Raw genomic sequence first — 24,839 nt, 5'->3', positions numbered from 1 at the left:
TGGCCAAACAAATCCGGACATGGTGATCAGACCTGAAAAGGAGTCGATGGGCCGCGGTGATGCGGAAGAAGGCATCCAGCGGCGCCTGCCCGTGGGCGGTCTTGCAGCTATCGGCTCAGACCATTGTAGGGCCCAGAAAAAAGGCCGCTTGCGCGGCCCTTCAGGTGGGTACACCTTGTCAGATCACTTGGGCGACTTGGCCAGCCGCAGGTAGGGCAGCTTGACGTCGATGGCGCCGTACTTCTCGCGGGCCTGGTCGTCATTGAGCGACAGCGCGACGACCACATCCTCGCCCACGGACCAGTTGGCGGGCGTGGCCAGCGGCACGTTGTAGGTCAGTTGCAGGGCGTCCAGGGCGCGCAGCACCTCGGCGAAGTTGCGGCCCACCGACATCGGGTAGGTCATGGACAGCTTGAGCTTCTTGTCCGGGCCGATGATGAACACCGAGCGCACAGTGGCCGTGTCGTTGGGCGTACGGCCATCGGGCAGGTAGGCCTCCGCGGGCAACATATCGAAGGCCTTGGAGACGGCCAGGCCCTCGTCCGCGATGATGGGGAAGCCGGCCTTGCAGGCGGCGACCTTCTCGATGTCGCCCTTCCACTTCTGGTGAGCCTCCACGCCATCGACAGACACGCCGATCACCTTGGTGCCGCGCTTGGCCCACTCGTCGGCCAGTTGCGCCACAGCACCGAACTCGGTGGTGCACACCGGGGTGAAATCCTTGGGGTGGGAAAACAGGATGGCCCAGCCCTGGCCGATCCAGTCGTGGAACTTGATGGGGCCCTGATCGGTCTCGGCCGAGAAGTCAGGGACGATGTCGTTGATGCGCAGTGCCATGCCGGCCTCCAGAAATGTAAGTGCGCCCGCAGTGTGCCAGACGATGCCGGACCGCGTGACCTGCCCTTTCAGACGGTAGGGTGAGCATCACGCTCCACCGGCAGACCCAGTTGGTGCCAGGTGAGCATGCCTCCGCGCATATTGGCCACGCGCTGGAAACCGCCCTGCCGCAGGATGACTGTGGCCTGGCCCGAACGCATGCCGGCATGGCAGACCGTGACCACGGGCTTGTCGTGCGGGATCTCGCCCAGGCGCTGCTTGAGCTCGTTCAAGGGCAGCGGGCGGGCGCCCTGGATGTGGCCCAGACGCTCGTCCAGCTCACCTTCCTGTCGCACATCGAGCAACAGCACATCGGCCAGGTGTTCGGACACCCACTCCGGGTCGATCTCGATCAGCCCGGCATAGGTCTGGCGCACAGGGGCCCAATCCGCCACCTGTGGTGGCTTGCCATCTTGCGGGCGACCTGAGCGCATGTTGGCCGGCACCGCCGCATCGATCTGCTTGGGGTGCGGCAGGTGCAGGTTCTCCATGAAGCCGACAAAGTCGCGCTCATCAGCCTGTCCGCCGATCCGGGGGTTGTGCGCACGCTCTTCGGCGATGCTGGACATGGTGCGCCCGCTGTAGTCATGCGCTGGGAACACCAGACAATCCTCCGGCAGCGTGAAGAGCTGGCCGGTGATGGAGCGGTAGAGCGTGGCGGCATTGCCCTGCTGGAAATCACAGCGCCCGGCACCACGGATCAGCAGGCTATCGCCCGTGAAGACCTTGCTGCGCTCATCCAGCACGTAGGAGATGCAGCCGTCCGTGTGACCGGGCGTGGCCAGCACATCGAGATGACGCTGACCGAAGGCCACCCGGTCGCCATCATCGAGCCGCAAGTCAGCACCCCGCAGCCCATCACCATAACGGGCCGAGATGCCAATGCGGCAGCCGGTGGCCTGCTGCATCAGCCAGGCGCCCGTCACGTGGTCGGCGTGGCAGTGGGTGTCCAGGGCCACGACGAGTTGCAGGCCCAACTCATCGATCAGCGCACGATCACGCAGGTGCTGCTCGAACACCGGGTCGATGATCACGGCCTGCCGCGTGGCGGCACACCCCAGCAGGTAGGTGTAGGTGGACGAAGCGGCATCGAACAGCTGCCGGAAGATCAGCTCACTGGACATCGTGTTCTCCAGACATCAACTGGCGCGGCCTTGATGCATCACAAGCCCCTGTGGCCAACCTGTTCCCATAGTAGCAACTGGCGCAACAGGATCAAGGGCGCCACGGGCGGTGCCGACATCGCCCCCTTTCTGAAGGAACAACGATGACCATGAAAACCACCCTCGCTGCCCTGCTCACCACCGTGCTGAGCGCCCCGCTGATGGCCGCCACCTGCAACATCGACCTCGAAGGCAATGACGCGATGCAGTTCAACAAGACCAGCATCGCCGTGCCGGCCAGTTGCAAGCAGTTCACCGTCAAGCTCAAGCACGTGGGCAAGCTGCCCAAGACCGCGATGGGCCACAACTGGGTGCTCACCAAGGCAGCCGATGCGCAGGCCACCGCCAATGACGGCATCCCGGCCGGCCCGGACAAGGCCTATGTGAAGCCCGGCGATGCCCGTGTGATCGCCCACACCAAGCTGATCGGCGGCGGTGAGAGCGATGCGGTGAGCTTCGATGTGGCCAAGCTCAAGGCTGGCGAAACCTATGCCTGGTTCTGCTCCTTCCCTGGGCACTCCACGGTGATGAAGGGCACGCTGGCCCTGGCCAAGTAAGGTCTGGGCCATTCACGAGGCGGGCGCAGGATGCCAACGCCCCTTTGCCCGCCTTGCACTCAAGCGGCTTCTGACTTCTCGGTATACCCCTGCGGCCACGCCGGGGTGTTGCCGCAGCACTCATCCCAACCCCGCAGCCGCGACGTGTGGCCGATGCCGGGGTTGAAGGTGTTGGTCGGGTCCAGCTCTCGGTAGAAGCCCGCCAGCGTCGGCTTGGCAACGTACAGGTGCCCCACGTTGTGCTCGGCGGGGTACTCGGCGCGGCGCTCGTCGAACAGTTCCCACATGCGGTGCTCCATCGCCAGCGGGTCCACGCCCTTCTTCACGATGTAATCCTGGTGGAACACGTGGCAGAAAAAGTGGCCGTAATAGAGCTTGTGGACCACGTCGGATTCAACCTCGGCGGGCAGTTGCTCCACCCACTCGCGGTCATTGCGGCGCAGGGCCACGTCGAGCGCGACGATGTCTTCCACACTGCCCCGGTTGACTTCGCGGTAGCGGATGGCCGCGCCCGCAATGGCGAAGCGGTGCAGAAAGGCCTTGCGCCCTTCTTCCACATTGCACTCAAACCAGGCGCCAGTAGCGCTCTCGCCAAAGTAGTCAGCCAGGAAGGCCCGCGTGGCCTCGGCCGTGTCGTTGGACACCCGCACCAGCAGGTGATGCTCGTAGCGGTCACGCCATTGGCGCATGCGAGGTGGCAGGTGGCTAGGCAACAGGTTCGTCATCGCCTGGATCACGCGGTCGCTCACGCCGCGCAGGCCAAAGCGTTCGAAGAAGCCATCGACACGGCTCTTGAGCGCGAAGGCAGCCGGCACCTTGGCCGTGCCGAACTTGTCGATCAGCAGGAAGGTGTCCTTGCCGTACTTCTCGCCGATGTCATAGGCCGTGCGGTGAATGTATTCACCCGCGATCGGCAGGCGCGGCAGCGCGGTCAGCAGGTGGCGGCGCACGGCGGTAAGGTCATCTGGCGCATTGCTGCCGATGTAGAACACCGTGCTCGCTTCCTTCGGAAAGGTGTCCAGGCGCACCGCGAACAGGCACAGCTTGCCGGCCGAGCCCGAAGCCTCGAACAGGCGTGAGGGATCGGCATTGAAGCGTGCCGGCGTGTCGGCATCTACTGCCCGCACATCCTCGGCGTAGCGTGGATCGGAGGCCGCGCGCTGCGTGTCGTGCGCCACGTCGGCCTCGGTGTACTCGCCCTTCTCAAGCCGCGTGAGGATCTCTTCAGGCGTGCTGCCCAGCGAGATGCCCAGGTGGTTCACCAGCTCCAGCATGCCGTCATCCCGCACGCGGGCATAAAGCGCCAGCTCGGTGTAGGCCGGACCACGACGCACCAGGGCGCCGCCGGAGTTGTTGCAGATGCCGCCCAGCACCGACGCACCGATGCACGACGAGCCGATCACCGAGTGCGGCTCACGGCCCAACGGCGCCAGGGTCTGCTCCAGGCGATCCAGCGTGGCACCCGGCAGGCAGACAACCTGCTCGCCCTGCTTGATCACTTGCACACCCGTGATGCGCAGCGTGTTGATCAGCACGATCTCGCGGTCGTAGTCATCGCCATGCGGCGTGGAACCGCCCGTGAGGCCCGTGTTGGCCGCCTGCAAGATGACGATGCGGTTGGCAGCCACGGCGGCCTGCAACACCTGCCATTGCTCTAGCAGCGTGCCGGGGCGCACCACGGCCAGCACCGCGCCTTCGCCAGTGCGGTGCCCTTTGCGGAAGCGCCGGGTGGCCTGGTCATCAGTCAGGACGTGTGCGGCACCCACGGCCTGCCGCAATTGCTGCAGCAAGGTGTCGCGCGACACGGCTGGGGTCGATGCGGCGCTCATTCTTCGCGCACCAGCAGATCGCCCGTGATCTGGGACACCTTGGACACGCTGGTCAGGGTCATTGCCACGCGCATTTCCTTTTCCAGCAGTTCCAGCAGGTGCTTCACGCCCGCCTCGCCAGCCGCGGCCAGCGCGTAGATGTAGGCGCGGCCGATCATGGTCGCATCGGCGCCCAAGGCCAGGGCCCGCACCACGTCCAGGCCGTTGCGGATGCCGGAGTCGGCCAGGATCTTGATCTGGCCCTTCACGGCATCGGCGATGGCGGGCAGCGCGCGGGCAGACGACAGCACGCCGTCAAGCTGGCGTCCGCCGTGGTTGGACACGATGATGCCGTCGGCGCCAAAGCGCACCGCGTCCTTCGCATCCTCCGGATCCAGGATGCCCTTGATGACCATCGGGCCCTTCCAGAAATCACGGATCCACTCCAGGTCCGACCAGGAGATCGAAGGATCGAAATTGGCGCCCAGCCAGCCCATGTAGTCGGCCAGGCCGGTGGGCTTGCCCAGGTAGGCGGAGATGTTGCCCAGGTCATGCGGACGGCCCATGAGGCCCACATCCCAGGCCCAACCGGGGCGCATCACGGCCTGCCAGTAGCGCCGCAACTCGGCGTTGGGGCCGCTCATGCCGGAGTGGGCATCGCGGTAGCGCGCGCCGGGCACAGGCATGTCCACGGTGAAGACCAGGGTAGTGCAGCCGGCCGCCTGCGCGCGCTCCAGCGCGTTCTTCATGAAGCCACGGTCTTTCAGCACGTACAGCTGGAACCACATCGGGCGCTTGAGCTTGGGCGCAACCTCTTCGATCGGGCACACCGACACGCTGGACATGGTGAAGGGGATGCCATGGGCATCGGCCGCACGGGCGGCCTGCACCTCGCCGCGGCGGGCGTACATGCCGGTCAGGCCGACGGGCGACAAAGCCACGGGGATGGACAGCTTCTCGCCGAACAGCTCGATGCTGGTGTCGAGCTTGCTCATGTCCTTGAGCACACGCTGGCGCAGGGCCACGCTGGCGAAATCCTCGACGTTGCGGCGCAGCGTCTGCTCGGCGTAGGCGCCGCCGTCGATGTAGTGGAACAGGAAAGGCGGCAGGCGCTTTTGCGCGGCCGCACGGTAATCGGCTGAGGAGGAAATGATCATGGTCGTCTTGGGGGATCTGTCGGCAGCAGCAAGGGCGGCGCGACGTCCAGGGGCAATCGGGTGGACCGCTCGCGCCGGGCGCGGTCCTCGTCCATGCGCTGGATGGTGGTGCGCACGTGCTCCAGGTGTTCGCCGATGCATTCGCGGGCGCGCTGCGGATCGCCATCCACGATGGCCTGCATCAGGCTCTGGTGCTGTTCCGTCAGCACCTTCATGGTCTGCGGCGCGCTCAGGCGGAACATGTCGTGGCGGTTGCGCTCCACGGTGGAGAGCACCACGGTGAACAGGCTCTGCATCACCTGCACCAGCACCAGGTTGTGAGAGGCCTCGGCGATGGCCAGGTGGAACTGCGCATCGGCGCGAGCCGCCAGCTCGGCATGGCCGCTTTGCTGGTGCTGGATCATCACGTCGAAACAGCGCTGGATGCGGTCCTTGTCCTGCACGGTGGCGCGCTGGGCGGCCAGCCAGGCAGTGCTGGTCTCCAGCGCATGGCGGGTTTCCAGAACGTCGTAACGGTAATGGGGATCCGAGTCGATCAGGCGCGCCAGCGGACCGACGGCCTCCTGCAGCCATTCGGCCGGGGCCGTGGTCTGCACGTAGGTGCCGTCGCCGCGCCGGCTGGTCAGCACGCCCTGGCTGCCCAGCTTCTGGATGGCCTCACGCACCGAGGTGCGCGAGACACCCAGCTCTTCGGCCAGTTGGCGCTCGGCCGGCAAGCGCTGGCCGGGCTGTAGCCCACGCACCTGCACCAGGGCAAGCAGTTTCTCGACGACGTGATCGGCCAGGCGCATGTTGATGTCTCGGATGTCGGGTTTCAATGACCCGGAATCATCCACGGTAAAACGTAAGCCTGCAGCGTGGTCAGCGCACCAATGATGGCGGCGAAGATCAGGCTGTGCTTGACCGTGAAGCGGAACAGGTCGGATTCACGCCCCGCCAGCCCCACCGCCGCGCAGGCGATGGCGATGGACTGCGGAGAGATCATCTTGCCCGTGACGCCACCCGTGGTGTTGGCCGCCACCGTGAGCACCGGTGGCAATCCCAGTTGGTGCGCCGTGGTGGCCTGCAGCGCGCCGAACAGGGCGTTGGCCGAGGTGTCCGAGCCAGTCAGGAACACCCCGATCCAGCCCAGGAAGGGCGAGAAGAAGGTGAAGGCCTTGCCCGTGTGCGCCAGCGCCAGGGCCAGTGTGGCCGACAGGCCCGAGTAGTTCGCGATAAAGGCGAAGGCCAGCACCATGCCGATGGAGTAGATCGGCACAGCCAGTTCCTTGAAGGTCTCGCCCAGCGTGGCCACGGCCTTGCCCGGCGAGAAGCGCAGGAAGACGACGGTGATCATCGCGGCAATCAGGATGGCCGTGCCGGTGGCCGACAGCCAGTTGAAGGCGTACACCGCGGCATAAGGCGTGGCCGATGCCACCACGGGCGGCGTCTTCTCGACCAGGTTGTGCAGGAAAGGCACAGGCACGTTGACCACGGCCCAGGCCATGGGGCCGTTGGCAGCGAACAAGGCCTTGAAGGGCTTGACGCTCCAGATCGTGACCATGACCGTCAGGATGATGAAGGGCGACCAGGCCTTGATGATGCTGCCCATCGTCATGGGCACGCCCGACGACACGGCAGGCGCCACAGTGGCTTGTTCCTGGCCGGGCTCAAGCTCGAAGCGGAAGATGCGCTTGGGCTGCCACACCTTGAGGAACAGCGTCAGCGCCACCAGCGACACGATGGCTGAGGTGATGTCCGGCAGTTCGGGGCCGATGTAGTTGGCCGTGAGGAACTGCACCACGGCGAAAGAGCCGCCGCCCACCAGCACGGCGGGCCAGGTTTCCTTCACACCGCGCCAGCCGTCCATGATGGCCATCAGCCAGAACAGCACCAGCACGGTCATGAAGGGCAGTTGCCGGCCGGCCATCTGGCCGATCTGGAAGGCATCGACACCCGACACCTGCCCCGCCACGATGACGGGGATGCCCATGGCACCGAAGGCCACCGGCGCCGTGTTGGCGATCAGGCACAGGCCGGCCGCGTACAGCGGCTTGAAGCCCAGGCCCACCAGCAGTGCGGCCGTGATGGCCACCGGCGCGCCGAAGCCGGCCGCGCCCTCCAGGAAGGCCCCGAAGCAAAAGCCCACCAGGATCAATTGCAGACGCTGGTCAGGCGTAACGGACAGGATCGACGAACGGATCACGTCGAACTGCCCGGTCTTGACCGAGATCTTGTAGAGGAACACCGCCGCCACGATGATCCAGGCGATCGGCCACAGGCCGTAGAAGAAGCCATACACCACCGAGGCCAGCGCGGCGCTCACGGGCATCCGGTAGAACAGCAGCGCCACACCCAGGGCCAGCGCCACGGTGATGGTGCCGGCCATGTAGCCCTTGAGGCGCAGCTTGGTCAGCGCCAGGAAGAAAAAGATGATCGGGATGAGCGCGACAAGTGCGGAGATCCAGATGTTCCCAGCGGGGTCGTAGTTCTGTTGCCAGATGGATTGCATGGCCGTTGTGGTGATCGGGTGAATGGACAGCGGAGGCTTGTGACCTCGGCCCGATGGTTGCTGGCAAGAATTGGTATTACCAATATTGAACGCACTTGCGAAGCGAGGTCGATTCTCAATCGCAAACCCCACCAATTCGACAGGGAAAACCCGATGATACGCCGGCGTTAGTCATATTAATTGACATTGGTCATACCAATAAGCCGAGACCAATTCAAACAATGCCGACATTCAAGCCCCTTCGGGCAAGGCCCAGTCACGGCTTTCATACGTGCTCGCGCCTAGACTGCGCCAAACCATCCATCGTGTCCGTCATGCTCGAAACCCACACCCAGGTAGACGCACTCACGGAGATCAACCTCGACGACTTGATCGACGCGTCGGGCCTGATGTGGATGGGCAAGACACCGCTGCGCCACCTGCTTCGCCCCTGGGCCCGGCGCTTTGCACTGACCGCACAGGCCTTCGATGCCCGCGTTGGCGAACACGGCCTGTCTATGGGCAGTGCTTGGCTTGTGGCCCAGATGACCGCCGGGCTGAGCACCACAGGGCTTGAGCACCTGCCGGCCGAGGGGCCTGCCTTCATCCTATCGAACCACCCCGGGATGACCGACACGGTCGCCTTGTTCGCCAGCCTGGCCTCGCGCCCCGATCTGCGTGTGATCGCGCTGGACCGGCCCTTTCTGCGGGCCTTGCCGCACGTGGCGCAGCAACTGATCTTCCTGCCCGCAGATGAGTCCGGGCGCCGGGCCGTGATCCGCGATGCAGCCAGGCACTTGAAGCACGGTGGTGCCCTGCTCACCTTCCCTGCGGGAGAGATCGAGCCGGATCCGGCCGTGTCAGGGCCTGAAGAGGCCATCACCGCCTTGCAGGCGTGGTCGGGCAGTTATGGTTTGCTGACCAGGCTCGTGCCCGAGACCCGCGTCGTGCCGGCGCTGGTCAGCCATGTCATCTCACCGGCCGCCAGGCGGCATCCGCTCACCCTGTTACGCAACACGGCGCATGACAAGGCCAGGCTGGCGACCGCACTGCAGGTGGCCCTGCCGCGCTACCGCGATCAGACAGCCCAGGTGGCCTTCGGCCCTGCACTGCACGCCGAACGCCTGGATCAGAAGGCTCTGAATGCCCTGTTGACCACCCGGATGAGCCAACTCATCCAGGCACTGAACCCTGATGGGCAGATGCCTGAATGCCTGCCTGAGGCTGTGGGCTAAAGCACCCGGCCTACACTGGGCTTAACGCCACACCCCGAGGAGCCGCGATGTCCTGGTCGGCCCAGCAGTACTCAAAATTCGAACAAGAGCGAACGCGCCCGGTGCGTGATCTTGTGGCGGCCATCCCGACCACCTCGGTCCACCGGGCGATCGTCCTGGGCTGCGGCCCTGGCAACTCAACGGAAGTGCTGGTGCAACGCTTTCCGTCCGCGCACATCAGCCGCACCGGCAACTCGCAGGACATGCTGGACGCGGCACGCCAGCGCCTGCCTTCTGTGGATTTCACGCTGTCGGACATCGCCACCTGGGCACCAGACCAGTCGTACGACGTGATCCTGGCCAACGCATCGCTGCAGTGGCTCCCGGATCACCCATCGCTCTACCCTCGCCTGACCAACTACTTGAGCGAAGGTGGCTCACTCGCCATCCAGGCCCCGGACAACCTGGAAGAGCCCGCACATCGTTTGGCCCGAGAGGTTGCGGCGAGCGGGCCGTGGCGAGCCAAGATCGGCAAGGTGCGCCATCCAGAACGGCACAGTGCTGAGGTCTATTACGCGCTGCTGCGCAACACCTGCCGCGTGGTGGACGTCTGGCGCACCACCTACTTCCACGCCTTGAGCGGTGGACCATCGGCCGTGGTCGAGTGGTTCAAGGGCACAGCGCTCCGGCCTTTCCCGGGGCCGCTCGACGCTGCCGAGCAAGCCGAGTTTCTGCAGGCCTACACCGCTGCCATACGCCCAGACCTACCCGGCGTATGACGATGGTACTGTGCTACTGCCCTTCCCCCGCCTGTTCATCGTGGCCACGCGATAGCGTGACCATCCATCAGCGCCCGAGTGCGCTAATCGAGGTGTGGGTGGCCATCCCTCACCATTCACCCACGCCGCGATTGGATCAACCTGCGCTGCGCGTGATACGCATGTCGGACGCGGCATTGGCCGATGGCGTTGAACTGCTTCAGATCGATGGTGTGAGCGTGCCCGTGTTCAATGCAGCCAAGACCGTGGCCGACTGCTTCAAGTACCGCAACAAGATAGGCCAGGATGTGGCGCTGGAAGCGCTTCGGGATGGTTGGACACAAGGCAAGCTGAACATGGATAAGATCTGGCACCACGCCACGGTGGACCGCGTGGCCAATGTCATGCGCCCTTACCTGGAAAGCATCACGGCATGAGCCGCAACCTGGCTGCGTCCATTCGTGCTCGATTGAAGCAGCATGCCGATGCCACGAAGCAGGATTTCAATCTGACGCTGACCCACTATGGACTGGAACGACTGCTGTACCGGCTGACCGATATTCTGGTCAGTGACGATGGCCGCGATCCATTGAGCGAACTGATCGGCCTGGAAACCGCAGCGGCTTTGGAAGCTGAACTCGACGCGCACGGTTCGTTAGCGGCTGCGTATGTGCGCCTGCTGCACCATTTCGACAACAGCATGCCTGCCATTGCAGGCCATTTGAGGGTTTCCAGATCCCACGCATACCGTCGGTGCGCGCAGGCGATGCGGTACGCCACACTGATGTCACACATACCGATCCCACTGGCACATGACCGGTTCATTCCCGGACCTTGGCGCCGCTTCAATCTTTTCAGGCAACCCGTTCAGCTCACGCTCAATTTTGACGCGCAGTTGAGCTTCGCATCCATGTATTGATCCCCAGTGATCATCGATCCTCTATCGCAGCGCTCACCGCTGCCTCGACGCAGTGGTATGCGATGTGCTCTTGCTCCAGTCGCAGGCGCGGGCGGATGCGGTTGTCGCGCAGCATGTCGTACAGGGCGCACTCCGATGGCCGCAAATGCAGAAGATCGGTCGTGACGGGGCTGTCTTCTTCCCCCCATAGCGCTTGATGAGCCATGAGGGTGTCGTGGTCCATCAAGAGAGAACGCGCATGGGGCAGGCGAGCCCTCAAGCGATCGAGGATGGCGAAGCCATGGGTGTCGATGTCGCCCCAGTAGTGAATATCGCAGCTGTGCAGCCATGCAGCACGGGCCAGGGCCTGCCAACCGTAGCCCGCACCGAAAATCACCATGGCCCTCGGCGCTTCGGGAAAGGCTAGGAAGTTGACTTCGTTCTCTGTGATGAAAACATGCCGCAGGGCAGGACCCAAAGCCAGTGCGACGAAGCTATCGACATCCAGCGCGACGTCCGGGCAAGTGACACCGGGCAATGTGGCGATGCCCGCATCGAGCACCCTCAGACGAATCCGTTCGGGTTTGTCGGTGAAACCATAGCGCGCGGCAAAACGCCCTACACCACTGTGCTCGGTGGCCACGGCATCCATCGGCAAGACCAGATCGAGCATCTCGGCCAACACCCCCCGGTGCGCCTCAATGAACTTGCTGTGGATGCCTGGCAGATCTACCTGGCGAAGGTAACAGCCGGGCTCGGGATGGCGCACGCGCCAGTCGACAACGGACAGCAGGTCCGGCCAGACCGTCGCCAACACCAGTGCCCGCAAGGGCGAACGGTTCAACCAGTCAGTCAGCGCCGGTACCCGGGCTTGCGTCAACGCCAGCAATTGGCCGAGGCGTTCGGCATCCGCGCGCCGGCCCAGCCAGATCAGCGCATCCTCCAGGCTGTGCACCTCGATCGCCTCGGGCAGCTGCTGCGCACCCATTACCGGATGCCGGAACGAACGCAAGGTGAGGCGCACATGCGGCAGCGCGGACAGGCTCGCCACCCAGTCACGCACTTCGGAGAATCGCGCGGTGACCTCACTGGAGCTGGGACCCTTGAATTTCAACGCCAAAGGGAACGTGGGGCTTCGCGCGACGTCGGCTTGTGCCTCTGCATCTACCCCGCCCCTGACTGCTTCGTCGGCACAAAAACCCGGCTCAGCCTGCTTCTGCCGCATCCATGCGCGCAACAAGTCTCCACGCTCCCAACGGCGCGCCAACTGGGCTTTCAATTCCGAAGGCGTGGTCCAGTTCACGTTCGTTCCGCGCCGGAACCGTCGCCAGCATCATCATGCCCGGCCTTCTGCGCCCTGTATTCCTCGATCCCCAGGTTGCGCAGCCTCGATGTGCGCCCGCCTTCGTTGTGCACGAAGCCAACGCTGGACACATAAGGCTCGATGATGTGGATCTTCTGCAAAGGCGTGACGATGAGCAGTTGCAGATTCAATTGCTTGAACAGCCTCAATCCGTACTGGGCCGATTCATCGGAGCCGCGCCCGAAGGCCTCGTCGATCACCACGAAGCGGAATGACCTCGAACGCACCGCGCCCCACTCCAAGCCAAACTGGTAAGCCAGGCTGGCCGCCAGGATGGTGTAGGCGAGCTTTTCCTTCTGCCCGCCGGACTTACCGCCCGAATCGGAATAGTGCTCGTGCTCGCTGCCATCCTCGCGCCAACGCTCGCTGGCCGCGAAGAGGAACCAGTTGCGCACATCGGTCACCTTGAGCGTCCAGCGACGGTCCAGCTCGGACTGGCCGTCGCGCCCCCGGAAACGGTCGATCACCGCTTTGACTTGAAGGAACTTCGCTTCGGAATACTGCGATTCGTCCGAGCCTGTGACGGCGCCTTCGGTGCAGGCACGCAGATCAGACTGGAAATCGCGGATCTCGACATCGGGGCTGAGCTGCGACTCCAGCACGATGAAGCGGTTGGGGTTGTAGTCGATCTGCGCCAGGGACTCGTTGATGCGCTCGATCCGCTCCTTGATGGTCTCGCGCTCACGCGCCAATTGCGCGCTGAAATTGGCGATCTCGTTGATGGTGTTGACGTTGAGCAGTTCCTTGAAACGGGCTTCGAATCGGGGCAGATCGTCTCGCCGCAACTGCCCCTGCAACTGGCGGTATTCAAACAAGGCATCCAGGCTGGCATCGAACTCGGCGGTTTCAAGCTTGAACTCGTCCTTGAAGGCCGACATGGCTTTGATGATGCGCTCGGCCAGCCGGGACAGGGCCTTGCTTTCGGCATCCATCCTGGCTTGCACGCCTTCGCGCATGTCGCGCTCACGGTTGTCGCAACTCTCTACCGAAAGCTGGTGCTCGCCCAAAATCTGGCCGCGCAGGCCCTCCAGTTGCTGGCGCAACAGCTCGTCGATGGGCGCACACAGCGTCTCGGTTTCCACCTGCAACGCTTGTGCCGCCTCCCGGCGGGTTTCCAGGCCGCCCAGCTCCTGGTCCAGACGCGACAGCTCCGTCTCCGTCCCATGCAAGGCGGCCTGGGCGTCGGCCAGTTGGACGCTCAGTTCGCGCAACAGATCGCTGGCCGCTTCCAGCCGGGCTTTCTCGCTTTGCAGGCGGGCGATCTGCACAGCACAACTGCCCCAGTCCACCTCGCGGAAATCGGCGAAGCCCTGCAGTTCAGCCAGGGCCTGCAACTGATCGCGCCACCCGGACTGTTCGGCCTGGGCTTGAGCGATGTCGTGGCCGATCTGGCCCAGGCGCTGCGCCAAGGTTTGCATGCGGGCTTCCAGCGCGGCGATCTTGCCCGCGTTATGCCAACCCAGCACATAGCGGCCACGGTCGTCGAGCCGGTGGCGGTCGTCTTTCTCATGCCGCTCACCCGGCGCCTTGGTCTGGCCGTTGCGTGTGAGAGCACGCATCTCGCGCCGGAACTGCTCCGGCGTGGCGCAGCAGGCGTAATCGAAACGCAGGGCCAGCTCGCGCTCCAGCCATCCGTAGAACGCGGAATCCGGCTTGATCGACAGCTTGCGCACCAGCGAATCGGCATGCAGACCCTGCGCGTCCTGGCGATCGCCTTGCCTGGCCGGGCGCACGCGGAAGTACACCAGCCGGCCCGCCAGGTGGGTACGGTCCACCCAGGCCGACACCTCCGCATAGTGCGATTCGGGCACCAGCAATGCCAAGCCGAAATTGTGCAGCACACGTTCGATGGCGCCTTCCCAGTCGCGCTCAGCCTCGCGCACCTGGATCAGTTCACCCGCGAACGGCATATCGGTCTCGTCGATGTCCAGCGCCTGACACATGGCCGCGCGCATGGCGATCTGCGCCTTGGGGATGTTGCTGGGCCTCTGCCGCAGGCTGGCGACTTCATCGGCAAGCGCATCATGATCGCGCTTGCCTTCGCGCAGGTTCACGCTCCACTCGGTGATGCGGTTGAGGGTGTCGTCGTCACGCTGCTTCAAGGCCTCGCGCCGCTGCGCCAGTTGGGCCAGCAAAGACGCGAAGCCGGCTTCGTCCTCCACCGGATCGTGGCCGATCGCCTGAAGCAACTGGCCATGACGCTCACTGCGCTGGCTCCGCCGCTGTCTTTCGCGTTCTTGCTCGCCGATCTCCGCATCGAGTTGGGCCAGTCGGTCGCCGCCCTGCTCGGCCACGGCGCGGCGCAGGCGTTCCTCATCCAGTCGCTGGCCATTGCGCTCGTCCACGCGGCGGACCTTGTGCGCACTCAGACGAACATGATCTTCTTCCAGCAATTGGAGGCGCCGGGCCAGCAGGCCCAGCTTGAGTTCGGCGAACCAGGGCTTGAGCGCTTCGCGGCAGGCACGCAGGCCTTCGAGCTCAACGGTCACCTGCGCGTGCCGGTCGCCATCCTCGATCAGCGGCGTCAGCAGTTGCACCTGCCTCTGCGCCTTGAGCACGGCTTGGTGGGCGCGATTGAGGTCGTCGAAGTGGGCGATCAGGGCCTGGATGCGCGGCGCCACATCGAAAGGCTCCAGCATGTGGCTGCGCACAAAATCTGTCAGGTTGCCTACCGACTTCATCGACACGGTCTGGTGGAACAGTTCGAGCGCCTGCTCGCCCTCGATGCCGAAGCGGCGCCGGAACCAGGCGCCGTACTTGGGAAAGCTGTCCTCGATCTCCGCGCCCAGGCCGCGCAGGCGCTTGCGCAGCTGCGCGATGTCGGTGCCGAAGTCACTGAAATCGCGCGCGATGCTCAATTCGCCATCGCAGCCCATGAAGAAGCGCGCGGGCTGCCCGTGCAGATCCTTCATCCAGAACACCTGGGCCAGGGTGACGGTCTGGTCATAACCCGCGTTGTGAAACACGCCCAGGATGACCGAGTAGCTGCGGTGGTCACGCAAGGCCACCGGCCGCGCGGCACCTGTGGCTTCGTTGCGCTCGGACTTGTAATGCCCCAGCACGTAAGAGCGCAAGCTGCGTTCCTGCTTGTCGGCGCCCGCAGCCTTGTTATAGGCAATCCGGTGTGCGGGCACGAGCAGCGTCGTCACCGCATCGACCAGGGTCGATTTGCCGGACCCGATGTCACCGGTCAACAGGCCATTGCGCCCGTCGAGCCCCAGGCTCCAAACCTTGCCGTCGAAGGTGCCCCAGTTGAGCACCTCCAGGCGTTGCAGCCGGAAACCCACCAGGGCCTCATCGCCCAGCAAATCCAGGCCCAGGGTATGAGGCTGGTTCATGCGCCCTCCCCACTTGTATGGCCGCCTGCTTCGCCTTGCATGCCCGCCTCACCGGACAGGTGCAGCTTGTAGGCCGCCAAGCGGGCGTCGAAGTCAGCCAGCCACTGCGCGTCGACAAAGGCCTTGAGGATGCGCCTTACTTCGAAGCTCGGCGGGCCGCTAACGGCCTTCAGGCGCTGCAAGTAGCCCAACTCAGCGACTTTGTTGATGTGGGTGTCGATCTGGTCGATGAGGCGGGCTTCGTTGGCGCTGGTCGGCATGAACACGCGCATCAACTCGACGATGTCGTCACGCGTGAGCACCAACCGGGTATCGCTGCCGCCCGCATCGAACTCGGCCATCTTCTTGCGCAGCAACGCCAGCAGCAGGCTCACAGGGAAAGACAAGGGACGGCGCGCCACCAGGCGAGGCATCGCCAACGTCCCTCCCGCTTGCGCTTCAGACTCCTGGCCTTCTGACTGAGTCCGGCTTTTGAGGAAGGCGTATCCCTCGGCCTCGTCCACGATCAGATCCAGGCCCAGCACAGCCACATGGTCGCGCACGCGGGCCTGCAAATCCAGCAACACGCCCCACAGACGCGCATCGGCCTCGCGGTACAGCACGCCCTTGAGCAAGCCGATCACCAGCGCGGGCAGCCAATCGGGTCGCTTGTCATGAAACCTCTGCATGTCAGGTGCCACGCTGCCATGCCCATCCACCCCAGCATCGGCGTCGGGCAGGTCATCAGATCGATCATCCATCGCCGTGTGCATGGCCTACTACCTCATCTCACGAAAATGATGCGAGGCAGGCGCGCGGACCGTTGCACCACGCCACCATCATCGGCCTGCGACTCCCAGCCGACATGCTCTTGGGTCTCGTCATCGACCACGGTCCGGAAGGCCTCGCCGCCCAGGTGCAAATAGGCAACCAACTCCGCCAGTCCCTGGCGAAGAGGCTGCGCCCGCACGAGTTCGCCCAGTGTGATCTGATCGCGCATCTGAAGCGTCTTGCCGATGTGGCTGCTCAATCGTGCCGTGTCCACCACCACCTGGTTGAACAGGGCATCTGCATCCACCAGCTCATCGCCCCGCTCGATCCGGACATTGGCGATCGCAGGCCGGAGTGCAGGTGCGAACAGCGGGCGCTCCATTGGCAACTCGATGTCGGCGCCAAGCTCATCGATGGTCATGAATCCGCCGGCAGGTGCCTGCTCGCGCACCGCCAGGGCCTTGGCTTCGATGCCATGCAGGATGTCCATGATTCGGCGGTTCTCCAGCCAAGCTTGGTCATCCAGGAAGCGGCGCAATTGCTGCGACAACTGAGCCACCGTGCGCTGCGTGTGCTCACCGGCTTCAAGCCAATCGTAGTGCACCCGCTTGAGCCTGGCCTCGGGCTTGAGTTCGGCCACCGGGCCCAGCGACAGCACACGTTCGAGCAGGGCCGTGAGTTCTTCCTGCCGCCGCGAGGACATCAGGAAATCCCAGAACGCGCGGAAGCTGCGTCCCTGGTCCGAGTCGGCGATCAGATCGCGCTCGCCCATGATCTGCTCGATGAGGTCGCCCTTGCTGCCATCCCACAGCGCGATGCGTTCTCGCACGCGGCGGTCGAGCAAGCGGAAGTTGTGCTCGACCTCGCGGAAATCGCCCAGCAGTTCGCGCGCCAGTTGGAGGAACTGCTGGAAGCGGTCGCGCACGGCGGTGGCGTCCAGCAAAGCCATGTCGCCGGTGCGCACGCGCGCCATTTCGGCATCGATCTCATCGCGACGCTGCTGGAGTTCGGCCAGGCGCAAGGCAGGGTCGGCTTCGCTGCCGGCACTCATCTGACGCAACAACTCGAACAGTGTCAGCAGGCGCGATTCCGTGCCAACGAAGCTGCGCTCGCCCAGACCCGCCAGCCACGCGATGGCCTTTTCGGTGGCGGGTGTGATGTCGAACTGCGCTTCATCGGTACCCTGGCGATAGAACTTGCGCAGCCAGCCCTTGTCGGGATGGGCCCAATCGTTGAGGTAATCCAGCGCCGGCTTGGGAAAGCTGTCGGGCCCCAAGGACAGGCGCAGACCATACAGCTCGTCTTCCAGCGATTCAACCAGATCGGCCGCCGCCAACACGCGCACATTAGGCAGTACGAACACGCGATGCAGGAAACAGGCCACCAGCGGCGCATGTGGCGAAGCGAGCAGGCGCCATGCGGGGTGGCGCGCCCGCAAGGTCTCCAGCGAAGCGTAGTCCATCATCGCGCCGCATCCGCCAAACTCTGCGCCTCGTGGTGGACATTTTCTTGGCCGATGACCGGAGCGCCGGTAACAGGCATCAAACCCGTGGAGGCCAGCACACCGGAAAGCGCGTCGGCCAGCATCTGGATCTGGTGCGGATCAGGCAGGGGCAGCCGCAGATAGCGCTCGCCTGATGAGGCATCGGTGTGCACCAGATTCGCCAAATTTGGCATGCCAGGCTGCACAGCGCCATTCAAGGATGAGGGTCCCGCTGCCTGCGCGGATGCGAGCGCTTGCAGGCATTGCAGCCCGATCTGAAGCAGCGGTGCCCAGGGATCCTGTTGCGGTTGCGGTTGCGGTTGATGCGAGACTGGCGAAGGCGATATGGGCTCGCTGACGATGGAGGGCGCCGCGATAGACGTCTCCACAGATGGCCGAAGGGGTTCACCCTGTTGTTCGACGGATGGCGAAGCCGCCGCAAGGCGGGCTGGCGCGGCCTCTTCACCGGCTTCACTCAGCATCGGCACCCCGTCCCGTGCCAGCTTGTCCGCCAGGGCATCCACACTCCGCATAAAGCGGGTCAGGCGGCCACCTTCCATGAGAATGCTGCTGTCGCCACCATCCAGCACGCCAGCGAACAAGGACTTCTTGAACGCCAGCAAGGACAGCATCCCCTGCTCGATGCTCTCCTCAGCCACAAGGTTGATAACCTGCACGCCCCGCCTCTGCCCCATGCGGTGCACGCGGCCGATGCGCTGCTCCAGAATGGCTGGGTTCCAGGGCTGGTCCATGTTGACGATCACCGCGGCGGCATGCTGCAAATTCAGTCCTGTGCTGCCCGCATCCGTCGACAGGAACAAACGGCAATCGGGATCGTCATGGAACTGCCGGACCAGTTCAGCACGCCGATCGGCCGCCACCCCGCCATGAAAGAACACATGGCCCCAGCCCCGCGCAGCCAGGCGCCGCATCAACACCTCGTGCGTGCCCAACCATTGACTGAACACCACCGCCTTGGCATGAGGATCTTCGAAGATCTCTTCGAGCACGGTCATCAACTCACCGGCCTTGGTGCCGTGGTCGGTCTGCTTGTCCAGCAGCCAAGTGCTGTTGCATGCCATGCGCATGTTCTGCAAGGCGCATTGCAGACGCCGCTGATCCGCATCCGACAGATAGCCCGTCTGGCGCCAACGCGTCACGATGCGGCTCACGATCGCGCCGTTCTCGTCATGGTGCGCGCGCTGCTGCGGCGTCAAGGGAACGAGCAGCGTCTTGTCCACACGCTCGGGCAGTTGGGTCAGCACATCGGCCTTGCGCCGCCGCAGCAGGATAGGCGCCAGCGTCTGGCCCAGCAGGTGCAGGTCACGGTATCCCGTGACACGGCCAGCTTCATCGGTGTCCTGGTGCGCATGCAGCAAGCGCCAAGTAGGGCCCAGCCTGTGCTGGTCCACGATCTGCACGATTGACACCAACTCCTCCAGGCGATTTTCCAATGGGGTGCCCGTTAGCACAATCACATGGGGGCACACCGCGGGCGCCGCGATGCGCTTGATCGCGCGGGCTGCCTGCGTGTCCCAGTTCTTCACGCGTTGCGCCTCGTCCACGATCATCAACTCAGGCCCCCAGGCCTCGGCCAGATCCGCGTCGCGCACCAGGGTTTCATAGTTGACGATCTTGCAGAACACATCCTCGCGCCATTGCCCCAGACGGGCCTGGCGCAAGCCGCCCAGCACTTGGGCATCACGGCCCGCGAAGCGCTTGATCTCCATCTGCCACTGGTGCTTGAGCGACGTCGGGCACACCACCAACACGCGCCGCACACCGAAGTGGCGCGCCATCAACTCGGCCGCCGCGATGCCCTGCACTGTCTTGCCAAGGCCCATGTCGTCGCCGATGAGGACTCGCCCCATGCGCGCGGCGAACAGTCGTACAGCCTCCACCACTCGTTGTCGGCCACCGGACTCGCCCCATGCGCGCGGCGAACAGGGCACCTTCGATCTGATAGGGATACAGCCGCGTGGCCAGCAGCTTCGCCAGGCCCTTGTCCTTCACGCCGCGAGGATAGTTCTGGCGCAGCACGTCGAGGCGATGCGCCGCATCCCTGGCCTGGGCGGCGAAAGCCAACACATCGTCATACACCCGCAGTTCATGACCCGCCGCATCGGCGGCACGGCAAGCCTTGTGCACGAAGTCGTGCAGTGTCAGCAAACGCTCGCCTGGCAGCCGCCAGTCTTCGGCATGATCGAACCACTTTCCGGCCAAACGCTGCAAGACCTCCGGGCAAGATCCACCTGCGCGGAAATGCACGCTCCGCTGATCGCCGTAACGCAGCCACACTTCGCTGAAGCCCGGCTGCCATCCCTGCACCAGCGCCTTCTTCGCCCCACGCTGGCCCTTCAGTTTGTGCAGCGCGAACTCGACGTGCTTGCAAGTACCCAGGCCATTGCTGGCGTAGTCGGGGCAGGTGCAGAAGTTGTCCCCAGGCTCTAAGCCACGCACGGCCACGCGGTAGCTGGACTGCCGTTCGGGATTGCCGACGGCATAGTCGCCAAACACGCCGTCGGTGCGGACAGGTATCAGCGTGAAAAGCTGCTCACGACCGAACTGCTGGCGCAGGGCGCGCTGCCAAGCCAAAGGGTCCATCGCCTCCGGGCGCCGCAAGCGGGAAAGTCTAGGATGTTCGCCTTGCCCTGCAACAGTTTTGGCAGCCTTGCGGCCACGGACGATACGTTCGCGGGTTTCAGTTCGTGCGGGCTTCATGACAGGGGGTGGAAGGTTTGCCACTCCCGCGACAACATCGCAGTGTGTTTTGCAATGTTATCAGCGACAACAGGGCCGCTGATTTAGCCGATTCACCAGCGTGAGGCTTGAGGTTCCTGACTACTGCTTTGGTAAGCATCGTGCTTGACTCCGTGATTGAGGAGAGCTCTTGTCAGCCCAATCACAGATGCGCAAGCGCCTTCGAGCCCGTATGAATGCAGGCTTCTCGCCCAAATTTTGACCGTCACGCCTCGATGATGCAGGCGAAGCTGACGGGCAATGATGCAAGCCCAAACATCGCAGCCAATTCACCTTGCAATTTGATCTTCGGATATACCGTCAGAAATTCAAGATGGCCAAAAGCCGAATTCCGATAAATCTCTTGCAAATCAAGCACTTACGAAGGTTCAGTTACTCCATAAATGATTGAAGCAATGATTCATAAGCTGTTGATTTAAAAGGGATTTTTAAACGCCTCACTCCCACTCAGTCATCAACGAGTGGGAAAATTCGTTATTTGACAATGAGTTGCAGACATCTCCGCACTCGATGCCATGAAAAGTACCACGTTCAGCAAATTTCACGCGGCGCTCAACTCATTGGACAACTCGGGGTGCTTGATGATCAGCCGAAGCAGGCACAGCACGCCGCCGGGCGGGGCAAACCGCCCCTGCTCCCAGTCGCGCAACGTCGCCACTGGGGTCTCGATGCGCTCGGCGAATGCGGCTTGTGTCAAGCCAGACTTCTCCCGCGCCTGGCGCACAAGGATTTGATCGGGCGTGGTCACTCGCCCAAGCCCTGCCTTCGCTTCCGCGAGCGCTTGCCGCAGATCAGGAAGAGCTTCACCGGCATCGGCCTCGATAGCCGTTGCCACCTTCTCAACGTCGATTTTCTTGATGCCCATGTCACACCACCTTCTTGATTTCAGCGGGAATCATGTTGGTGCGTTCAGCTTTGGCATACGCCGCTACCAGCAACACCACCTCCCGCTCCGTCAGGTTGAAGTAGATCACCCGCGCACCGCTTGATTTGCCAGACCCTGCACGGCTCCAGCGAACCTTGCGTGCCCCATCAGCACCTGGGATCACATCCCCGGCCAACGGGTTCGCTGCAATCCAGTCGATGAAGGCCAGTCGCTCGTCCTCTGACCACAGCTTCTCGGCCTGCTTCTGGAAAGTTGGGGTCTCGATCACAGTACGCATGTGATTGAATCATACGGGTTTCCCGTAGTTTGTCAAGCAGAGCAGTCCAAGGCGCCCACATCTACCCGCCCAACCGCCTTGACTTCAGCCCCACTAGATCACAAAATGATCACACTGAACCAATTCTTCATTTTGATATCGTTTTGAAACTTTTGATCGAAAGGCCATCATGTTCAGCAAAATAGCGATTAGAAACATACCAAACCAGATCTTTCGAGCACTGGAAACACTGGCGGATCTCCACGACCGCTCAACCGAGGCCGAAGCACGGCAGGCCCTGCGAGCATGGGTTGACCCGTTGTTAGTGCAAGACAGTCGGAACACGCGCCGCAAGGAAGTCGCAGAGCGACTCAATCGGATGCTGACGCAGGTCAACGCCGGCCGACGAGGCACGAAGCTCACTCCGTCACACATCGCCGAGGCAATTAAGGAGGAACGAGCAGAGGATGTCGAGGACTGGTTTCTTGGGGAAAAGGAGCCGAGTTTTTCCCAACTGTCGGCCATCGCGAGCTTCCTGGGTGTCGACTCAGACTGGCTCAAGCATGGTGACAAAGCGCTCTACCCCCCCGAATACGAGCGCTTATCTGAGAATCCCTTCGAAGCCGTGGACTGGCTTTTGAGCTGGGGCCTCGCCAACAGCCAGTCGGACGGAACGGTCAAGACCTTGCACCTGATCCGAGCCGCCAATCCCACCGGCGGGCTGTACATCGTGAAAGAATCTGACAAGGGTCACTTTCGGACGTTCTACACGCCGATTCATGTATCAGAGGAGATTGGTGCTGGTGGTGAAGCATCTCTGGCCGCGCTCTTCGTGACGCTCGAACTTCTGTACAAGCGCTACACCGCGATGGGTAGCGGCATCATGGTTCTGGGTTACCAACTGCGGCCCGATGACATCGAGCAATTGACCAAGGGGAATACCCATCCTGGGTCCCTACTCAAGGAGGAATCGCGGTCTATGTGGTGGGAGGACATATGGGATCGCGAGATGGCACCGAAGCATCACTACTGGCCGGGTTGGAAATCGCTGTACGAGCGCATAGAGCGAGTGATCTCGGCCCGGACACATCTGAACGAACTGCGCACGCAGATTCGTCAAGGCGCAACAACGATGGCTTGCAGCGACAATTAACCCATGCCGGGCACAAGACCATCATGGGCAGCATGTGAGGGGTTCTGAGAATCTAGCAAAGGAGTGAACCATGAGGAAGGAAGCCGAGGAAGCTTGGCTGAATGCAGAAGTAGGCCCGGCCTTTGATGCACTGAAAGCCGACCTTCGCCGCGCCGTTACCGCTGAACAGGTGCGTACCCGTCTGGCTGGCATAACCCAAGTCATTATGAAAGTAACAACACTTGTACTCAATGCGAATGGGGAGCCGCATTTCCAAAGCGAAGACCAATTCGATATTGAAAACCTGTTCGAGGTTTCCAAATCCCGCGAGCAGAATGCTCGCAATATGGGCTCGGAGTGGACTGCAGGAGCCGTGTCATTCTTCGGCGGCGAGGTTGTCAAGGCCGTGAACACGGGCGAGCATGCCGATGTAAGCAAGGCCATTATCCAAATGCTTATGGCGACGTGGTTGTTCGATTCGTTGTACTGCGGCATTACCGCCAGCACGTACCGCGAATCCGACATGAAATTCACGATCACGCCCGATGGTGCGGTCGCGCACACCCGCATCCCAACACAGAAAAAGGCACCTGCCTGAGCGCCATTCCTGCGCCTCCGACCTCACGGCCTATTTGCTTGACCGAATCGGATGGAGAGCCGCGCGCACCGTCTTCCGTTTTCGACGCCGGCGACCGAGGGCGTCCACGTCGATGTTGAGCCAGAGCCACCAACCATCGCGAAAGCGTTCATCAGCCTGCAGGTCCTCAAAGCGCGAGGACTTCGGGATGTGGCTCTCATATCGTTGAGCAATGGCCTCCTGAAGGCGGTCGGGCACCTCTACGACAGCGGCAGCGCTTGCGTGCAGATCGAAGTCGGGAAGGATCACGCGAACGCCGCCCGCGTCCTGGGCCATTACGTAGGTCAGGAAGAACATCGTTATCCCTCCCCCGTCACAGCGTTGATGGTGTATGTTCGTTGGGCCATACGTGCCTCACTCAATGGGTCGTCTTGGCCGGCGGGGCGGACGCTGCAATCGTCTGCCCCGCCACCTTGCCCAGCGCCCGCGCGGCAACCTCGGTGAATGACAGCACCGGCATCGGGTCATCTATTGCTTCCATCAGGTTTTCCAGATTCCAGCGCTCGATAGGTGAAACGATCATCGAACCGCTGTCCATGTCGCCCCACACCAAGAAAAGTCGGCTGTCCAGCTCCAAGGCATAGTGCACCTGGCCGCAGCTCAATTCCTCGGCGTCATCATCGAGTATGTGTTTGATGGATGTGGCGCTGGTCAGCATCGCCATTGCGGAATAGATCGTGGTTTGCATGTCATGACTCCTGGTTGATTGAAAATTCCGATTGACCGCCGCTCGAATCACCATTGGGCAATTGCGGCCGACCATCAACGTCCGGAAAAGTCGCCTCACACTTCGGTGACGCATTCCAGTTGGTGCAGTACCAAAACAGTCCCTGCCGCCCTTCTTTCGGCATGAGAATTCCGGTTCCACATTTAGGGCACGGCTCGGCTTCGGCTGTCTTGGTTTCCATGTATGTCGTCACCTTAGCCTTACTGCCCGTAGTGAACTGCAGCGGCAGTCGAGTGAGGAAATTCTTGTTTCGCTCCTTCATCAGTGCGTTTGCCGCGTCCTTGTCCGCCGGCGGCGGCAATGTGAAGGACAGCCATTCCCGCACGTAGTCAAGAACGCCAAGGACCATTTGCTGTTCTGCACGGTCCTTCTCCACCTGGCGAGCCAGCCGGTTGATCGCAGTGGCAATGCGTGCCTCCACGTCGGCCAGGTAGTCCTTCTCTTCCTGCTGCCGCAGGAAATCGGCAATCGCCGACCGAATGAGGTGCCCGGTTGGCAAGCCGATGGCTTCGGCTCGGGCCTCCAGCTGTTGGCGTTGCTCATCTTCGAGCCGGACCGAATAAGTTCGTTTTGCGGCCATGTGGCCCCCTTTCATCTGTGTTGCGG

Annotated in this window: 22 protein-coding genes and 2 pseudogenes; 7 read left to right on the top strand and 17 right to left on the bottom strand. The window is 63.0% G+C overall.

The annotated features are described in order from the left end of the window. Positions 1-183 precede the first annotated feature (183 nt). A complete protein-coding gene (locus tag WAQ08_RS03830) occupies positions 184-837 on the bottom strand; it encodes a peroxiredoxin (protein WP_422189307.1) in 654 nt (217 codons plus the stop codon). Between the two features lie 68 nt (positions 838-905). Continuing rightward, on the bottom strand, positions 906-1,988 hold the full coding sequence (locus tag WAQ08_RS03825; RefSeq protein WP_422189345.1) for an MBL fold metallo-hydrolase: 1,083 nt from the start codon (positions 1,986-1,988) through the stop codon (positions 906-908). A gap of 155 nt (positions 1,989-2,143) precedes the next feature. On the opposite strand from WAQ08_RS03825, the gene azu reads away from it, so the two are divergent. Then, a complete protein-coding gene (gene azu / locus WAQ08_RS03820; RefSeq protein ID WP_422189306.1) occupies positions 2,144-2,596 on the top strand; it encodes an azurin in 453 nt (150 codons plus the stop codon). A gap of 59 nt (positions 2,597-2,655) precedes the next feature. Here azu and dld read toward each other — a convergent pair whose 3' ends face one another. The 4 genes from dld to lldP are packed head-to-tail and all read right to left on the bottom strand — an operon-like array spanning position 2,656 to position 8,052. Next, positions 2,656-4,425 carry a D-lactate dehydrogenase gene (gene dld, locus WAQ08_RS03815; RefSeq protein WP_422189305.1) on the bottom strand — a complete coding sequence of 590 codons (1,770 nt, stop codon included), beginning with the start codon at positions 4,423-4,425 and terminating at the stop codon, positions 2,656-2,658. After that, positions 4,422-5,561 carry an FMN-dependent L-lactate dehydrogenase LldD gene (lldD, locus tag WAQ08_RS03810; RefSeq protein ID WP_422189304.1) on the bottom strand — a complete coding sequence of 380 codons (1,140 nt, stop codon included), beginning with the start codon at positions 5,559-5,561 and terminating at the stop codon, positions 4,422-4,424. The genes dld and lldD overlap by 4 nt, the downstream gene beginning before the upstream one ends. Beyond that, positions 5,558-6,352: a transcriptional regulator LldR gene (lldR, locus tag WAQ08_RS03805; RefSeq protein WP_422189303.1), complete on the bottom strand. Its 795-nt coding sequence runs from the start codon at positions 6,350-6,352 to the stop codon at positions 5,558-5,560. Before lldR ends, lldD begins: the two co-directional genes overlap by 4 nt. A 23-nt stretch (positions 6,353-6,375) precedes the next feature. After that, positions 6,376-8,052, bottom strand: a complete 1,677-nt coding sequence (gene lldP, locus WAQ08_RS03800; protein ID WP_422189302.1) for an L-lactate permease — start codon at positions 8,050-8,052, stop codon at positions 6,376-6,378. Between the two features lie 314 nt (positions 8,053-8,366). Between lldP and WAQ08_RS03795 the strand changes: the two genes are divergently transcribed. The 4 genes and pseudogenes from WAQ08_RS03795 to WAQ08_RS03780 form a co-directional block, all read left to right on the top strand. Further along, positions 8,367-9,266: a 1-acyl-sn-glycerol-3-phosphate acyltransferase gene (locus WAQ08_RS03795; protein ID WP_422189301.1), complete on the top strand. Its 900-nt coding sequence runs from the start codon at positions 8,367-8,369 to the stop codon at positions 9,264-9,266. A 47-nt stretch (positions 9,267-9,313) separates the two neighbouring features. Then, positions 9,314-10,079: pseudogene (gene tam, locus WAQ08_RS03790) on the top strand (trans-aconitate 2-methyltransferase). Positions 10,080-10,155: 76 nt separating this feature from the next. Then, entirely contained in the window at positions 10,156-10,440 is a 285-nt protein-coding gene (locus WAQ08_RS03785; RefSeq protein WP_422189300.1) for a type IV toxin-antitoxin system AbiEi family antitoxin domain-containing protein, read from the top strand. After that, positions 10,437-10,559, top strand: a pseudogene (locus WAQ08_RS03780) (nucleotidyl transferase AbiEii/AbiGii toxin family protein); the annotation flags it as partial. The gene WAQ08_RS03785 and the pseudogene WAQ08_RS03780, both read left to right, overlap by 4 nt. A gap of 373 nt (positions 10,560-10,932) precedes the next feature. Here WAQ08_RS03780 and WAQ08_RS03775 read toward each other — a convergent pair. The 8 genes from WAQ08_RS03775 to WAQ08_RS03740 all read right to left on the bottom strand — a co-directional run bounded on the left by WAQ08_RS03775 (position 10,933) and on the right by WAQ08_RS03740 (position 21,758). Next, the gene (locus tag WAQ08_RS03775) at positions 10,933-12,204 is read right to left on the bottom strand and encodes a Wadjet anti-phage system protein JetD domain-containing protein (protein WP_422189299.1); all 1,272 of its coding nucleotides are present in this window, start codon (positions 12,202-12,204) and stop codon (positions 10,933-10,935) included. Further along, positions 12,201-15,602 (bottom strand): ATP-binding protein, encoded by a 3,402-nt coding sequence (locus WAQ08_RS03770; RefSeq protein WP_422189298.1) that lies wholly within the window; start codon positions 15,600-15,602, stop codon positions 12,201-12,203. Before WAQ08_RS03770 ends, WAQ08_RS03775 begins: the two co-directional genes overlap by 4 nt. Beyond that, on the bottom strand, positions 15,599-16,270 hold the full coding sequence (locus tag WAQ08_RS03765; protein WP_422189344.1) for a DUF4194 domain-containing protein: 672 nt from the start codon (positions 16,268-16,270) through the stop codon (positions 15,599-15,601). Before WAQ08_RS03765 ends, WAQ08_RS03770 begins: the two co-directional genes overlap by 4 nt. 95 nt (positions 16,271-16,365) lie before the next feature. Next, positions 16,366-17,814, bottom strand: coding sequence for a DUF3375 domain-containing protein (locus WAQ08_RS03760; protein WP_422189343.1), 1,449 nt, complete (start codon positions 17,812-17,814; stop codon positions 16,366-16,368). After that, positions 17,814-19,679 carry a DEAD/DEAH box helicase gene (locus WAQ08_RS03755; protein WP_422189342.1) on the bottom strand — a complete coding sequence of 622 codons (1,866 nt, stop codon included), beginning with the start codon at positions 19,677-19,679 and terminating at the stop codon, positions 17,814-17,816. The genes WAQ08_RS03760 and WAQ08_RS03755 overlap by 1 nt, the downstream gene beginning before the upstream one ends. Before the next feature lie 1,121 nt (positions 19,680-20,800). Further along, positions 20,801-20,953: a hypothetical protein gene (locus WAQ08_RS03750; RefSeq protein ID WP_422189297.1), complete on the bottom strand. Its 153-nt coding sequence runs from the start codon at positions 20,951-20,953 to the stop codon at positions 20,801-20,803. Between the two features lie 183 nt (positions 20,954-21,136). Next, on the bottom strand, positions 21,137-21,460 hold the full coding sequence (locus WAQ08_RS03745) for a helix-turn-helix domain-containing protein (RefSeq protein WP_422189296.1): 324 nt from the start codon (positions 21,458-21,460) through the stop codon (positions 21,137-21,139). Position 21,461: 1 nt separating this feature from the next. Further along, complete coding sequence (locus WAQ08_RS03740; RefSeq protein WP_422189295.1) at positions 21,462-21,758, bottom strand: DNA-binding protein; 297 nt, start codon at positions 21,756-21,758, stop codon at positions 21,462-21,464. A gap of 169 nt (positions 21,759-21,927) precedes the next feature. Here WAQ08_RS03740 and WAQ08_RS03735 point away from each other — a divergent pair, with 169 nt between their 5' ends. Both WAQ08_RS03735 and WAQ08_RS03730 read left to right on the top strand, forming a co-directional pair. Beyond that, complete coding sequence (locus tag WAQ08_RS03735; RefSeq protein ID WP_422189294.1) at positions 21,928-22,890, top strand: FitA-like ribbon-helix-helix domain-containing protein; 963 nt, start codon at positions 21,928-21,930, stop codon at positions 22,888-22,890. 70 nt (positions 22,891-22,960) lie between these two features. Further along, the gene (locus WAQ08_RS03730; RefSeq protein WP_422189293.1) at positions 22,961-23,467 is read left to right on the top strand and encodes a hypothetical protein; all 507 of its coding nucleotides are present in this window, start codon (positions 22,961-22,963) and stop codon (positions 23,465-23,467) included. Positions 23,468-23,497: 30 nt separating this feature from the next. Here the strand turns inward: WAQ08_RS03730 and WAQ08_RS03725 are convergent, their stop codons facing one another. The 3 genes from WAQ08_RS03725 to WAQ08_RS03715 all read right to left on the bottom strand — a co-directional run bounded on the left by WAQ08_RS03725 (position 23,498) and on the right by WAQ08_RS03715 (position 24,813). Beyond that, positions 23,498-23,803 (bottom strand): hypothetical protein, encoded by a 306-nt coding sequence (locus tag WAQ08_RS03725; RefSeq protein ID WP_422189292.1) that lies wholly within the window; start codon positions 23,801-23,803, stop codon positions 23,498-23,500. 61 nt (positions 23,804-23,864) lie between these two features. Then, a complete protein-coding gene (locus tag WAQ08_RS03720) occupies positions 23,865-24,194 on the bottom strand; it encodes a hypothetical protein (protein ID WP_422189291.1) in 330 nt (109 codons plus the stop codon). Position 24,195: 1 nt separating this feature from the next. Then, positions 24,196-24,813 (bottom strand): hypothetical protein, encoded by a 618-nt coding sequence (locus WAQ08_RS03715; protein WP_422189290.1) that lies wholly within the window; start codon positions 24,811-24,813, stop codon positions 24,196-24,198. Between the last annotated feature and the right edge of the window lie 26 nt (positions 24,814-24,839).

This window comes from Aquabacterium sp., from assembly GCF_049274795.1.
GTDB lineage: Bacteria > Pseudomonadota > Gammaproteobacteria > Burkholderiales > Burkholderiaceae_C > Aquabacterium.
The sequence above is the reverse complement of the archived record's forward strand: the minus strand, read 5'-3'. Positions and strand labels throughout refer to the sequence as shown.